The 12,705-nt window shown below is 73.4% G+C and carries 12 protein-coding genes; 6 read left to right on the top strand and 6 right to left on the bottom strand.

Annotated features, from left to right (window positions below; translation table 11 throughout):
• Window positions 1–22: 22 nt before the first annotated feature.
• The gene (locus tag ACH4U7_RS03290) at window positions 23–883 is read right to left on the bottom strand and encodes a phosphatidylinositol-specific phospholipase C/glycerophosphodiester phosphodiesterase family protein (protein ID WP_398526307.1); all 861 of its coding nucleotides are present in this window, start codon (window positions 881–883) and stop codon (window positions 23–25) included.
• A gap of 269 nt (window positions 884–1,152) precedes the next feature.
• Here ACH4U7_RS03290 and ACH4U7_RS03285 point away from each other — a divergent pair, with 269 nt between their 5' ends.
• The gene (locus tag ACH4U7_RS03285; RefSeq protein ID WP_398526455.1) at window positions 1,153–2,421 is read left to right on the top strand and encodes a phosphodiester glycosidase family protein; all 1,269 of its coding nucleotides are present in this window, start codon (window positions 1,153–1,155) and stop codon (window positions 2,419–2,421) included.
• 18 nt (window positions 2,422–2,439) lie between these two features.
• Here ACH4U7_RS03285 and ACH4U7_RS03280 read toward each other — a convergent pair whose 3' ends face one another.
• The 4 genes from ACH4U7_RS03280 to ACH4U7_RS03265 all read right to left on the bottom strand — a co-directional run bounded on the left by ACH4U7_RS03280 (window position 2,440) and on the right by ACH4U7_RS03265 (window position 6,352).
• Window positions 2,440–2,634, bottom strand: a complete 195-nt coding sequence (locus ACH4U7_RS03280; protein ID WP_014174314.1) for a hypothetical protein — start codon at window positions 2,632–2,634, stop codon at window positions 2,440–2,442.
• 225 nt (window positions 2,635–2,859) lie between these two features.
• Window positions 2,860–4,020 carry an acyl-CoA dehydrogenase family protein gene (locus ACH4U7_RS03275; RefSeq protein ID WP_398526306.1) on the bottom strand — a complete coding sequence of 387 codons (1,161 nt, stop codon included), beginning with the start codon at window positions 4,018–4,020 and terminating at the stop codon, window positions 2,860–2,862.
• Window positions 4,017–5,216, bottom strand: coding sequence for an acyl-CoA dehydrogenase family protein (locus ACH4U7_RS03270; RefSeq protein WP_398526305.1), 1,200 nt, complete (start codon window positions 5,214–5,216; stop codon window positions 4,017–4,019). The genes ACH4U7_RS03275 and ACH4U7_RS03270 overlap by 4 nt, the downstream gene beginning before the upstream one ends.
• Window positions 5,213–6,352 (bottom strand): NADPH:quinone oxidoreductase family protein, encoded by a 1,140-nt coding sequence (locus ACH4U7_RS03265; protein ID WP_398526304.1) that lies wholly within the window; start codon window positions 6,350–6,352, stop codon window positions 5,213–5,215. The genes ACH4U7_RS03270 and ACH4U7_RS03265 overlap by 4 nt, the downstream gene beginning before the upstream one ends.
• A 274-nt stretch (window positions 6,353–6,626) precedes the next feature.
• Here ACH4U7_RS03265 and egtA point away from each other — a divergent pair, with 274 nt between their 5' ends.
• The 5 genes from egtA to ACH4U7_RS03240 all read left to right on the top strand — a co-directional run bounded on the left by egtA (window position 6,627) and on the right by ACH4U7_RS03240 (window position 12,516).
• Complete coding sequence (gene egtA, locus ACH4U7_RS03260; RefSeq protein ID WP_398526303.1) at window positions 6,627–7,892, top strand: ergothioneine biosynthesis glutamate--cysteine ligase EgtA; 1,266 nt, start codon at window positions 6,627–6,629, stop codon at window positions 7,890–7,892.
• On the top strand, window positions 7,889–9,223 hold the full coding sequence (gene egtB, locus ACH4U7_RS03255; RefSeq protein ID WP_398526302.1) for an ergothioneine biosynthesis protein EgtB: 1,335 nt from the start codon (window positions 7,889–7,891) through the stop codon (window positions 9,221–9,223). Before egtA ends, egtB begins: the two co-directional genes overlap by 4 nt.
• Before the next feature lie 20 nt (window positions 9,224–9,243).
• The gene (gene egtC, locus ACH4U7_RS03250; RefSeq protein ID WP_043489259.1) at window positions 9,244–9,999 is read left to right on the top strand and encodes an ergothioneine biosynthesis protein EgtC; all 756 of its coding nucleotides are present in this window, start codon (window positions 9,244–9,246) and stop codon (window positions 9,997–9,999) included.
• Entirely contained in the window at window positions 9,996–10,961 is a 966-nt protein-coding gene (gene egtD / locus ACH4U7_RS03245) for an L-histidine N(alpha)-methyltransferase (RefSeq protein WP_398526301.1), read from the top strand. Before egtC ends, egtD begins: the two co-directional genes overlap by 4 nt.
• 316 nt (window positions 10,962–11,277) lie before the next feature.
• The gene (locus tag ACH4U7_RS03240) at window positions 11,278–12,516 is read left to right on the top strand and encodes a transglycosylase family protein (RefSeq protein WP_398526300.1); all 1,239 of its coding nucleotides are present in this window, start codon (window positions 11,278–11,280) and stop codon (window positions 12,514–12,516) included.
• Here ACH4U7_RS03240 and ACH4U7_RS03235 read toward each other — a convergent pair.
• Window positions 12,496–12,705 (bottom strand): LOG family protein, encoded by a 210-nt coding sequence (locus ACH4U7_RS03235; protein ID WP_398526454.1) that lies wholly within the window; start codon window positions 12,703–12,705, stop codon window positions 12,496–12,498. The two genes, ACH4U7_RS03240 and ACH4U7_RS03235, sit on opposite strands and share 21 nt — an antisense overlap.

The following is a 12,705-nucleotide window of genomic DNA, read 5'->3' as shown; positions in this document are numbered from 1 at the left end:
TGCCGTGAGTCCGCGGGGCGGGTCAGTGAGCGCCGCGCAGGAAGTTCTCCAGACCCGCCAGGTCGTCGGTGTTGATGTAGTCGACGTCGGCGGCCAGGAGTTCGCGCCACAGTGCCTCGCGCTCCGCGCCCGCCACGTCGGGGGTGGCCCAGAAGCGGACGCGCTGGCCGTTGGCGTGCGCCGAGCCCACGATCTGACGCAGCTTGTCCCGCTCGGCCGACGGCATCTGACCGGCGCCCAGCCAGCTGAAGCTCTGCGTCCAGTTGCTGCTGATGAGCGGGATGAAGGAGGCGGGCACACCGCTGCCCAGGTCCTCGAGACGCCCGTCGTAGAAGGCGTGGCGCACTCGCTCGGCCTCCATGGGGGCCCGCGCGCCACGGTCGCCCGAGATGACGGGGGTCACCGCGGAGCGGCGCACCCGGCCGCCGACGCCGCCGTGGGCGCTGGACAGCATCGAGTGGTAGGGGCGCAGGCGCTTGGCGAGTTCGAGGTAGGTGGGCTCGCCCGAGGTCTTGATGTCGATGAGCAGCTGGAGCGTCAGGTCGTGGCCGCGGTATACCCGGCCGCCGTTCTGCTTGACGCGCCGCGCCAGCGGGTCGAGGTAGAGCGACTCCAGGGTGCGGGTGGGGTCGAGGTCTTCCGCGTCATGGGCGACCAGCAACTGGCCGTCCACCAGCCAGATGTCGGCCTCGACGCTCCCGAAGCCGTGGGAGAGCGCGTCGGTGAGCGGATGCGGGTGTTCGTAGTCGTTGTGGGCGTGGGCTCTGGCCAGCGGCGGCTTGCCCCTGCCGGAGCCCGAACTCGCGTATGCGGGGGCGGCTATCCCGCCCGCCACAGCTGCTCCGAGGGTGATGACAAAGGCACGGCGCGTACGGCGGACCATGGGGGCCTCCCGGCTCTTGCCCCGGCTCGGGGCCGAGGTTGCACGACGGACGCCAGTGAGTATCGGGGCGGCGTGGGCCGGTTGGGCAGGGGCGTGCGAAGAGTTCCGCGGGTGGTCTCCGGCCATTTCCGTACCGTTCCCGCGGCACTCGCGGCGCGCCCCGAAGCGATGGCCCTGGCCTGGTGGTTGACGGGAGGCGCGCCGTGGCAGTGAGAAGACGCGCGGGAACCAGGAAGAAATGTGCGGTCACCAGGCCGACGTGCGCGGCGGTGGCGGTGGTCCTCGCCTGGGGCGTACTGGCCGGGGCGGGCCCGGCCGGGGCGGGTTCCGTGCCCACCCTCCACGCCGCGCCCCGCTATCTGGAGCACACCGCGCCGGCGCCCGGCGTGGAGTACCGCCAGTTCACACTGGCCACCTCGCACGGCACGGCGCTGGGCCATCTGCTCACCGTCGATCTACGGCAGCCTGAGGTCTCGCTCGACCTGCTCCACCCCGACGCGGTCGCCTCTCGCGCCCGGGTCTCCACGATGGCCGCCGAGCGCTCCGCGATCGCCGCCGTGAACGGCGACTTCTTCGACATCACCGAGACCCAGCACCCCGGCGTGGACGCGACGGGCGCCGCGGTGGGCCCGGAGGTCACGGGCGGGCTGCCACTCAAGTCGGCGGTGCCCCAGGGCCAGCGGTTCGGCCCGGCGGCACCGCTGGGCACCTCCACCGAGGACGTCATCGGGGTCGGCGCCGACCGGATCGCCCGGGTGGGTCGGCTGACCCTGCGCGGCACGGTGACGGCGGAGGGACGGGGCACCAGGCCGCTGCGCGGGCTGAACCAGTACGCGGTGGCCGTGGACGGTATCGGGGCCTACACCTCCGAGTGGGGCAGCGCGTCCCGGGTGCGGGCCACCTGCGGTGTGGACACCGCCCGGTCGGCGCCCTGCAGCGCGGAGACCTTCGAGGTGACGGTGCGTGAGGGCCGGGTCGCCGAGCGGGCGGTCACGCCCGGCAAGGGCCCGATCGAGGCCGACTCGTTCGTCCTGGTGGGGCGGGAGGCGGGGGCGCGGGCGCTGCGCGAGCTGCGGGTGGGCGACCCGGTGCGCTTCGACTACGGGCTGCGCGATACACGCGGCCCACGGTTCGCCTTCGCGCTCGGCGGCTTTCCGATCGTGCGCGACCGCCACAGGCTGGACGGGCTCGACCCGCTCACCGGGGCGGTGCGCACGGCGGCGGGCATCGGCGACCGCGGGCATCGGCTGTATCTGCTGGTGCTGGACGGCGAGATGACCTACCGCGCCGGGCTGACCCTCAGCGAGCTCGCGGATGTGATGCTGGGCCTCGGCGCCGACGATGTGGTCAACCTCGACGGCGGCGGCTCCTCGACGCTTGTGGCGCGGGAAGCGGACGGTGGGCGGTTGACGGTGCGCAACCATCCCTCGGGCGGCACCGAGCGGCTGGTCCCCAATGGGATCGCGGTGTTCAGCCGCGCCCGGCCCGACGTACGGTCCCGGCCCGACGTACCGTCCCAGCCCGACGACCGCCGCTGAGCCCGCGCGACCCGCCGGTCAGGGCCGGACGCTGCTGACTACGTCCGCGGTCGCCGCCAGCCCCTCGGAGATGGTGGGCGCGATGCTGCTGCTCGCCAGGTAGAAGCCCAGCGTGACGCAGACCAGCGCATGGGAGATACGCAGCCCTCCGCTCCGCAGGAAGACCACCGCCAGGATCAGCAGCAGTAGGACCACGGAGATCGAAATGGCCATGGCGAGCCTCCTCAGGCGCTTCATGAGGATCGGAATCCGGCCGCCAGTTTCGCCCAGTTATGCCCTTGACCCGCGCCATCACGGTGCTCCATACGAGTGCCGATCACGGGTGCGAACGCCCCGGCCGCTCCCGGATGCCACAACCCGCTCGCCCTCGGACGGCACGCCCCGGCCGCTCCCGGGGCCGCGCGAAGCACCACGCGCGGCGGCCGGGAGCGGGACTGCTCAGCCGACAGGGGCGGGCAGGTCCACCAGCCCGGCCAGCGCCTCGCGATGGCGGCCGGGGGTGCCCAGCGCGATCTCGTCGCTCTTGGCCCGCTTGAGGTAGAGATGCACCGGGTGTTCCCAGGTCATGCCGATCCCGCCGTGCAGTTGCACGCACTCCTCGGCAGCGTGCACCGCGACCCTCGCACAGTACGACTGGGCGACCGCCACCGCGATGGGGACCTCGGGGCTGTCCGCGGCGAGCGCGTCGGCGGCGTGCCGGGCCGCGGCGCGGGCGGAGACCAGCTCCAGCCAGAGCCTGGCCATTCGATGTTTGAGCGCCTGGAACGAACCAATGGGGCGGCCGAACTGATGACGCTCCTTGGTGTGCCGTACGGTCTCCGCCAAACACCATTCGGCCAGACCCAGTTGCTCGGAGGCGAGCAGCCCGGCCCCCGCCATAACGGCCCGGCCGACGGCGGCCCGGGCGCGGTCGGGCCCGGCGAGGCGGCGGGCCGGGGCCTGAGCGAAGTGGAGCGCGGCGAGGGGCCGGGTGAGGTCGAGCGCGGTCAGCGGCTCGACGGTGACGCCGCCGGTGACACCGGTGACGCCCACGGCGTAGAGCCCGTACCCGTCCGGGCCCTCGGCCGGGACCAGCAGCACATCCGCCCCGACCGCGCCCGCCACGCCGCCGACCCGGCCGCTCAGGGCGCCGTCGGCGCCAGCGGTGACGGTCCCGGGCGGCGCGCCGCCGGGCCCGGTGGACAGCGGAAGCGCGAGCGCGCCGACCACACTCCCCTCGGCGAGCCCGCCGAGCAGCCGGGCCACCTGCTCCTCATCGGTGTCGCAGCCCAGCAGGGCGGAGACGGCGAGCACGGCGCTGGTGAGATAGGGAACGGGGGCGACCGAGCGGCCCAGCTCCTCCAGCACGACCGCGGCCTCCCGTGCGGTGGCGCCCTGTCCACCCAGCTTGTCGGGCACCAACAGCCCGGCCGTCCCCATCTCCACGGCGAGCGAGCGCCACAGCGCGGGGTCGTACGGGCGGCGGCTCTCCACCTCGGCAAGCACGGCGGAGGGCGGGCAGCGGTCGGCGAGCAGCGACCGCACGGCGGCGCGCAGATCGTCCTCGGCCTCGGAGTAGAGCAGGTCGGCCTCGGAAGAGAGCTTGTCCGGGGTGCTCATCGGGGCAGGTCCTTCCACGGGAGGTCCTTGTCGGTCCGCGGCTCGGACGGCAGGCCCAGGACGCGTTCGGCGACGATGTTGAGCAGCACCTCGGAGGTGCCGCCCTCGATGGAGTTGCCCTTGGCGCGCAGATACCGGTAGCCGGCCTCGCGCCCGGTGAAGTCGACGAGCTCGGGGCGGCGCAGCGTCCAGTCGTCGTACAGCAGGCCCTCCTCGCCCAGCAGTTCCACCTCCAGGCCGCTGATCTCCTGGTTGAGGCGGGCGAAGGCGAGCTTCATCGCCGAACCCTCGGGGCCGGGCTGGCCCATCGCGAGCTGCTGGCGCAGCCGTTCGCCCGCCAGCCGGGCCGCCTCGGCCTCCACCCACAGCCCGAGCAGCCGCTGGTGGAGATCGTGGGTACGCAGCTCGGGCCGCTCGCGCCAGGCCGTGGCGATCCGGCCGATCATGCCGCCCTCACGGGGGACGCGGCCGCCGCCGATGGCGACGCGCTCGTTCATCAGGGTGGTCTGGGCGACCTTCCAGCCCTCGCCGACCTCGCCGAGGCGCCGGCTGTCGGGGATGCGCACGCCGGTGAGGAAGACCTCGTTGAACTCCGCCTCGCCGGTGATCTGGCGCAGCGGGCGCACCTCGACCCCCGGGTCGGTCATATCGCAGATGAAGTAGCTGATACCGCGGTGCTTGGGCAGGTCCGGGTCGGTACGGGCGATGAGGATCGCCCAGCGGGCGAGGTGGGCGCTGGACGTCCAGACCTTCTGCCCGTCGATCACCCAGGTGTCGCCGTCGCGCACCGCCCGGGTGCCGAGGGCCGCGAGGTCGGAGCCGGCTCCCGGTTCGCTGAACAGCTGGCACCACACCTCCTCGCCGGTCCACAGGGGGCGCAGCAGACGGGTGCGCTGCTCGTCGGTGCCGAAGCCGAGGATGGTGGGCGCGGCCATGCCGAGGCCGATGCCGATGCGGCGGGGGTCGTTGTCCGGCGCGCCCGCGGCTTCGAGCTCGGTGTCCACGACGGACTGCAGGGAGCGGGGGGCACCCAGGCCGCCGAGCCCCACCGGGTAGTGGATCCAGGCGAGTCCGGCGTCGAAACGGGCCCGCAGGAAGTCCAGCCTGGCCGTGGTGGCCACGGGGTGCTCGGCGAGCAGCTGCCTGACCTGGTCGCGCAGTCCGTCGGCGGTCACCTGTTCCCTGTCCGTACTCATCGGCCCTCCGCCCCTTTCTTCGGAGGCTCGGTTCGCCTCCGGGGCGCCTCAGCCCCTGTCGACGGTCGACCGTGCTCGGCCCCTCGTTCCTCGGGGCCTCCGCGCGCTCTCCCTTTCGACAGGGTCGCGCCCCTTCGGCTCACTCGCCCGCGCTGGCCCGGGACCACCACGACGCGGCCGGTGGTGGTGCCGTCCGCGACGCGCTGGACGGCGTCGGCTGCCGCGTCCAGCGGCACCCGCTCGCTGACCAGGGGGCTGACCGTGCCCTGGGCGGCGAGGCGCGTCAGCTCGTCGTGGCAGGCGCGGACGGCGGCGGGGTCGTGGGTGTTGTACAGGCCCCAGTGGAGGCCGAGGATGGCGTAGTTCTTGACGAGGGCGTGGTTGAGGGCGGCCTGGGGGACGACGCCGCTGGCGAATCCGACGACCACGATCCGGCCCTCGAAGGCCACGCACTTGACCGACTTGGCGAACGCGTCGCCGCCGACCGGGTCGTAGATCACATCGGCGCCCCGTCCGCCGGTGGCCTCCTTGACGGCCGCCACGATGTCCTCGTGCCGCCGGTCGACCACCAGGTCGCAGCCGAGCTCCCGGGCCACCTTGGCCTTGTCCTCGCCACCGACCACGCCGATCACCCGCGCCCCGTGGGCCTTGCCCAGCTGGACGGCGGCGCTGCCGACACCGCCCGCGGCGGCGTGCACGAGCAGCGTCTCGCCGGGCTGCAGCCGGGCCCGGCGGTGCAGGCCGAACCATCCGGTCTGGTAGCCGATGTGCAGCGCCGCGGCCTGCGCGTCGTCCAGCGCGTCGGGCGCGGGCAGCGCGGCCGCGGCGCTGATGACCGTGGTCTCGGCGAAGCCGCCGGTGGGCAGCGCGGGGGTGGCGATGACCCGGTCGCCCGGGCGGCCCTGCGCGCCCTCGCCGACGGCCAGGACCTCGCCGCACACCTCGACGCCGGGGGTGAACGGCAGCGGCGGGCGCACCTGGTACTGCCCGCGGCACAGCAGGGCGTCGGGGAAGTTGACGTCGGCGGCCCTGACCCGCAGCAGCAGCTGTCCGGGCCCGGCGGCCGGCTCCGCCACCTCTTCCAGGCGCATCACCGCACGCGGCTCGCCCGTCTCGTGCACTCGCCATGCCTGCATACCGGTGGCCTCCCACACCCTGTCGGTCGGCGCGCGATCCCCGCGCCGAGCGCATACTAACCAGTCGGTACGACCAGCGGAACCGTCCGGCGAGGCGCGTCCGGATCACTCCGCCGGGCGACGAATGCACTCTTGTGCGACTCTGGACGGGCCCTGAGGCTGGATGGGCCCTTGAGTCAGACGCCACCGACAGGTGAGGGTGGGCAGCGGCAACGCGGCTCGCAGCAACCCCCAGAAGGGCGCGCGAACCGAGCCCATCCACACGGGACGGGAGATGACGACTGTGCCCGACAACCAGGCGATCAACGAAGCCGAGACAGAGGCCCGAATACGCGGCATCTGTTTCAAGACCGGACCGCCCCGGCGGTTCGGTGTCGAGCTCGAATGGCTCGTACACGATGTGCACCACCCCGCACGCCCCGTGGAGACCGCCCGGCTGGAGGCCGCGGTCACCGCACTGCGCGAACTGCCGCTCCGGTCCAAGCTCACCTTCGAACCGGGCGGCCAGCTGGAGCTCAGCTCCCTCCCGGCCGGCTCGCTCACCGCCCTGGTGGAGTCCGCCGCCGCCGATCTGGCGCTCGTACGCCCGCTCCTCGCCCGCCTCGGCCTGGGCATAGCCGGCCACGGGCACGACCCCTGGCGCCCGCCACGCCGGTTTCTCGCCACTCCCCGCTACGCCACGATGGAGAGCTACTTCGACCGCCGTGGACCGGCCGGGCGTTCCATGATGTGCAACACGGCCTCCGTGCAGGTGTGTGTGGACGCCGGCCACGACGAGCCGGGACTGCTCGGCGTCGGGCGGCGCTGGCGGCTGGCCCATCTGCTGGGGGCCGTGCTGACCGCCGCCTTCGCCAACTCTCCCCTGCGCCAGGGCGTGCCCACCGGCTACCGCTCGACGCGGCAGGCCCTGTGGACCGCGATGGACCCGGGCCGGACGCTGGCGCCACCTGCCGGCCCGGACCTGCGGGCCGCCTGGGCCGGGTATGTGCTGGACGCGCCCGTGATGGCCATCCGGGACGGCGAGGAGGCGTGGGCCGTGCCGTACGGGCTCACCTTCCGCGACTGGATCCGCACCGGCGCGCCCCGGCCGCCCACCCGGGACGACCTCGACTACCACATATCGACCCTCTTCCCGCCCGTCCGCCCCCGCGGCCATCTGGAGCTGCGCATGATCGACGCGCAGCGCGGCGACGACGGCTGGATCGTGCCGCTCGCCGTCACCGTGGCCCTCTTCGACGACCCCGAGGCGACGGAGACCGTCTACCGCGTGGTGAAACCCCTCGCCGAAACGGCGGGCCCGGAACCCGCGCCCGCCAATCCGCTGTGGCGCTCCGCCGCTCGCCACGCCCTCGCCGACCCCGAGCTGCGCGCCGCCGCGACCGTCTGCTTCACCACGGCCCTGGAGGCGCTGCCCCGGCTCGGGGCCTCCCCCGCCATCATCTCCGCCGTCGCCGCCTTCACCGACCGCTATGTCGCCCGCGGCAGGTGTCCCGCCGACGATCTGCTCACCCCCGTCACCGGGAAGGAGTACCGGCCATGACCGCTCCCGGCCCCGACACCGACCCCGAAGCGCTGCGCCTGAGCGCCGTAGCGGCGCTGCGGCGCGCGCGCGAGCGCACCGGCACCCTCACCACCTGCGTCGACGAACACGACCTCACCGCCCAGCACTCCCCGCTGATGTCACCGCTGGTCTGGGACCTGGCCCACATCGGCAACCAGGAGGAGCAGTGGCTGCTGCGCGCGGTCGCCGGGCAGGAGGCGTTGCGCCCCGAGATCGACTCGGTGTACGACGCCTTCGAGCACCCGCGCGCCAAGCGGCCCTCGCTGCCGCTGCTGCCGCCCGCCGAGGCCCGCGGATACGTGGCCGATGTACGCGGCCGGGTGCTCGATGTGCTCGAGCGGATCCCGCTGCGGGGCGGGCCGCTGGTCGACGCCGCCTTCGCGTTCGGCATGATCGCGCAGCACGAGCAGCAGCACGACGAGACGATGCTCATCACCCACCAGCTGCGTCAGGGGCCCGCCGCGCTCACCGCCCCGCCCCCGCCGGAAAGCACTGACGGCGCCGCGCTGCCGGCGGAGGTGCTGATCCCCGGTGGCTCGTTCACCATGGGCACCTCCACCGAGCCGTGGGCCCTGGACAACGAGCGCCCGGCCCACCGGCGGGTGGTCCCCGCCTTCTTCATGGACACCGCCCCGGTCACGGCCGGCGCCTACGCGCGGTTCATCGAGGACGGCGGCTACGAGCGGCGGCGCTGGTGGACCGCGGCGGGCTGGCGCCATATCCGCGAGCACAGCCTGACCGCGCCGCTGTTCTGGCGGCGCGAGGGTGGGCAGTGGCTGCGCCGGCGGTTCGGTGTGACGGAGCCGGTGCGGCCCGATGAGCCCGTGGTGCATGTGAGCTGGTACGAGGCCGACGCCTACGCCCGCTGGGCGGGCCGGCGGCTGCCCACCGAGGTGGAGTGGGAGAAGGCCGCCCGGCACGATCCGGCCGACGGCCGGTCCCGGCGCTACCCCTGGGGCGACGCCGACCCCACCCCGGTCCATGCCAACCTGGGCCAGCGCCATCTGCGGCCGGCCCCGGCCGGCAGCTATCCGCGCGGTGCCTCGCCGCTCGGCGTCCGGCAGCTGATCGGCGACGTATGGGAGTGGACGGCCAGCGACTTCCTGCCCTACCCGGGGTTCCGGGCCTTTCCGTACCGCGAGTACTCGGAGGTTTTCTTCGGTGACGCGTACAAGGTGCTGCGCGGCGGCTCCTTCGCCGTGGACCAGGTCGCCTGCCGCGGCACCTTCCGCAACTGGGACCTGCCGATACGCCGCCAGATCTTCTCGGGCTTCCGCACCGCGCGCGACGCGGCGCCCGGGGAAGCGTGAACCGGAAGGGGGTGATGCCGATGTGCCGGCATCTCGCCTATCTCGGACCCAACACCCCCGTGGGGGAACTCCTCATCGCGCCCCCGCACGGGCTGTACCGCCAGTCGTACGAGCCACGGCGGCAGCGGCACGGCCGGATGAACGCCGACGGGTTCGGCGTCGGCTGGTATGCGGAGGGCGACCCGGTGGCCGCCCGCTACCGGCGCGCCGGGCCCATCTGGGCCGACCCGTCGTTCACCGATCTGGCCCGGGTGATCCGGACCGGCTCGCTGCTGGCCGCCGTGCGCAACGCCTCGGAGGCGAGCGCCGACGGGGAGGCGGGCGCCGCCCCCTTCGCCTCGGGGGCCTGGCTGTTCAGCCACAACGGCAGGGTCGAGGACTGGCCCCACTCCGTGGCCGACCTCGTCACCACCCTGCCGCCCGCCGATCTGCTGCGGCTGGAGGCGCGCTGCGACGCGGCGTTCCTGTGGGCGCTCACGCTGCACCGGCTGCGCCTGGGCCACGACCTGCCCACGGCGCTGGGCGAGACCACCGGCACGGTGGCCGCCTCGGCGCCCGGGTCGCGGCTGAATCTGCTGCTCACGGACGGTGAGACCATCGCCGCCACCACCTGGGGCGACACCCTCAGCTATCTGGCCGATCCGGGCCACAGCGTGGTGGTCGCCTCCGAGCCGTACGACGACGACCCGCGCTGGACCGACGTCCCCGACCGCACCCTGCTCACCGCCACTCGCTCCGATGTTCAGCTCACCGCGCTCAAGGAGGCTTCCCTGTGAGCCCCTTCACCATCACCCGCACCCTGCCCGCCGACGCCACGGCCGCCGCGCTGCGCGCGGATGTGGCCGAGGGGCTTACCCGGACCCCCAAACAGCTGCCGCCGAAGTGGTTCTACGACGCCCGCGGAAGCGAGCTGTTCGAGCGGATCACCGAGCTGCCCGAGTACTACCCGACCCGCGCGGAGCGGGAGATCCTGGTCGCCCGGGCCGCGGAGATCGCCGCCGCGACCCGCGCCCGTACCCTCGTCGAGCTCGGTTCCGGCTCCTCCGAGAAGACCCGCCATCTGCTCCGCGCGCTGCCGGATCTGCATGCCTACGTACCCGTGGACGTGAGCGAGAGCGCGCTGACCCTCGCGGGGCGCGCCCTGCTCGCCGAGCACCCGGAGCTGACGGTGCACGCGCTGGTCGCCGACTTCCTGGAGGGGCTTGCCCTTCCGCAGGACACACCGGGCCCGCGCCTGGTGGCGTTCCTCGGCGGCACCATCGGCAATCTGCTGCCCGTCGAGCGGGCCGGGTTCCTCACCTCGGTCAGCGCCCTGCTGGCTCCGGGTGACGCGCTGCTGCTGGGCACCGACCTGGTCAAGGACGAGGCCACGCTGGTCGCCGCGTACGACGATGCGCAGGGCGTCACGGCGGAGTTCAACAAGAACGTGCTGGCCGTCCTCGACCGGGAGCTGGGCGCGGACTTCGACCCGGCGGACTTCGACCATGTGGCGCTGTGGGACGCCGAGCACGAGTGGATCGAGATGCGGCTGCGGGCCCGTGGTGCCATCACCGCGAAAATCCCGGCGCTGGACCTCGCGGTGCATCTCGCGGCCGGGGAGGAGATCCGCACCGAGGTCTCCGCGAAGTTCCGCCGGGAGCGGGTGCGGGCGGAGCTCACCGCGGCGGGGCTCCAGCCGCGGCGGTGGTGGACCGACGGCGAAGGGCGGTTCGCGCTGTCGCTCGCGGTCCGGATGTAGGGGCTGAGCGCCGGGTCGTCCTCCTCCCCGCTCAGTCTCGGGGTGCTCATCGGGCGAGCGCGACCCGGCGCGCTGCGGCCAAGGGGGCGCACAACTCCGCTGTCACCACGCCCTGTTGAAATCACTACGCTCCGTTCCACCCGCAACACCGACCGAAATAATGTGATCCACGTCACTCTCCAGCGGTGAGACCGCAGCGCAGCGCGTTGCGGCCTTCAACCGTGCCCCAACTCCCTCTTGTTGTGGCGAAATCCACACCCTTAATCTTTGGCGCGCCCGGCAGCGCGCCGCGAAGGCGCATGAGAAGGAGCCGTCCATGGCCTTACGCGGACGCCACCGCCGCTACAAGCCCAACCGCATCTCCCGCGCCTCGCTCAGCGTCACCGCGGGCGGCGCCGGTATCGCCCTGCCGCTGGTCGGTGCGGCCGGGGCAGGCGCGGCCTCCGGGGAGACCTGGGAGAAGGTCGCCCACTGCGAGTCCACCGAGAACTGGGACATCAACACCGGCAACGGCTTCTACGGAGGCCTGCAGTTCACCCAGTCCACCTGGGAGGCGTACGGCGGGAACGCGTACGCGCCCCGGGCCGACCTGGCCACCAAGGACCAGCAGATAGCCGTAGCCGAGAAGGTGCTCGACGCCCAGGGCCCCGGCGCCTGGCCGAACTGCTCGGGGCGGGCCGGGCTGACCCGAGCCGACGCCGCCCCGCAGAGTGCGCCCAAGGCCGCGGGCGCGTCGGCGACGACACACCAGCAGGCCGACCGCACCCCGCAGACCAAGCGCGACACGCCGACGCCCACCAGCCTCCCGGGCCGCACGTCAGCCAAGGACAGCGCGTACGTGGTCATCAGCGGCGACACGCTGACCCGGATCGCCAAGCGGCACGATGTCGACGGCGGCTGGCAGACGATCTACCAGGCCAACCGCGAGACCGTCGGCGGCGACCCGGATCTGATCTTCCCAGGCCAGAAGCTCTCTCTGAACGACTCCGGGGCCAAGGCCAAGCCCAAGGCGAAGCACGAACCCAAAGCCGAGCCCAAAGCCAAGGCGAAGGCGAAGCCGAAGGCCGAGCGGCCGTCGAAGGCCGCCAAACCGGACCGCCACCACCGGACCGCCCACAAGCCCGCCGCCAAGAAGCCCGCCAGCACCTCGGAGTTCACCGCCCCGGTCAGCGGGGTCGGCCCGAGCACGGCGTACCGCGCGGCCGGGGGCAGCTGGTCGAGCGGCTATCACACCGGCGTCGACTTCCCCGTGGGCATCGGCACCTCGGTCAAGGCCGTCGGCGCCGGCCGGGTGGTCTCGGCGGGGTGGGCCGACGCATACGGCTACGAGGTGGTCATCCAGCACCCGGACGGCCGATACAGCCAGTACGCCCATCTGTCGCAGCTGTCCGTCCGGGCGGGCCAGCAGGTGGGCGGCGGCCAGCAGGTGGGCCGCAGCGGCTCGACGGGCAACGCCACCGGTCCGCACCTCCACTTCGAGATCCGCACCGGCCCCGGTTACGGCTCCGATATCAACCCGCTGGCCTATCTGCGCTCACACGGCGTCTCCATCTGAGCAGGCCGAGCAGGCTGAGCGGGCGCGCGCGGCGAGCCCGGGCAGGAGGTCCCCGGGCCGCTCGCAGACCACGATGCCGTCCACGTCGCGGCGCGACACGAACCCTTCGGCCGCGGCGTGGGCGAGGAAGGCGAGCAGGGGCTGGTAGAAGCCGTCGGTGTCGAGGAGGGCGCACGGCTTGTCGTGCAG

This window comes from Streptomyces sp. NPDC020845 (assembly GCF_044334165.1).
Lineage (GTDB): Bacteria > Actinomycetota > Actinomycetes > Streptomycetales > Streptomycetaceae > Streptomyces.
This window is presented reverse-complemented; position numbering and strand designations above follow the sequence as displayed.

What these genes read in the sequence shown, in the direction of transcription:
- ACH4U7_RS03290 (WP_398526307.1), bottom strand. Translation starts at nt 883, where the DNA reads ATGGTCCGCCGTACGCGCCGTGCCTTTGTCATCACCCTCGGAGCAGCT.
- ACH4U7_RS03280 (WP_014174314.1), bottom strand. Translation starts at nt 2,634, where the DNA reads ATGGCCATTTCGATCTCCGTGGTCCTACTGCTGCTGATCCTGGCGGTG.
- ACH4U7_RS03275 (WP_398526306.1), bottom strand. Translation starts at nt 4,020, where the DNA reads ATGAGCACCCCGGACAAGCTCTCTTCCGAGGCCGACCTGCTCTACTCC.
- ACH4U7_RS03270 (WP_398526305.1), bottom strand. Translation starts at nt 5,216, where the DNA reads ATGAGTACGGACAGGGAACAGGTGACCGCCGACGGACTGCGCGACCAG.
- ACH4U7_RS03265 (WP_398526304.1), bottom strand. Translation starts at nt 6,352, where the DNA reads ATGCAGGCATGGCGAGTGCACGAGACGGGCGAGCCGCGTGCGGTGATG.
- egtA (WP_398526303.1), top strand. Translation starts at nt 6,627, where the DNA reads ATGACGACTGTGCCCGACAACCAGGCGATCAACGAAGCCGAGACAGAG.
- egtB (WP_398526302.1), top strand. Translation starts at nt 7,889, where the DNA reads ATGACCGCTCCCGGCCCCGACACCGACCCCGAAGCGCTGCGCCTGAGC.
- egtC (WP_043489259.1), top strand. Translation starts at nt 9,244, where the DNA reads ATGTGCCGGCATCTCGCCTATCTCGGACCCAACACCCCCGTGGGGGAA.
- ACH4U7_RS03240 (WP_398526300.1), top strand. Translation starts at nt 11,278, where the DNA reads ATGGCCTTACGCGGACGCCACCGCCGCTACAAGCCCAACCGCATCTCC.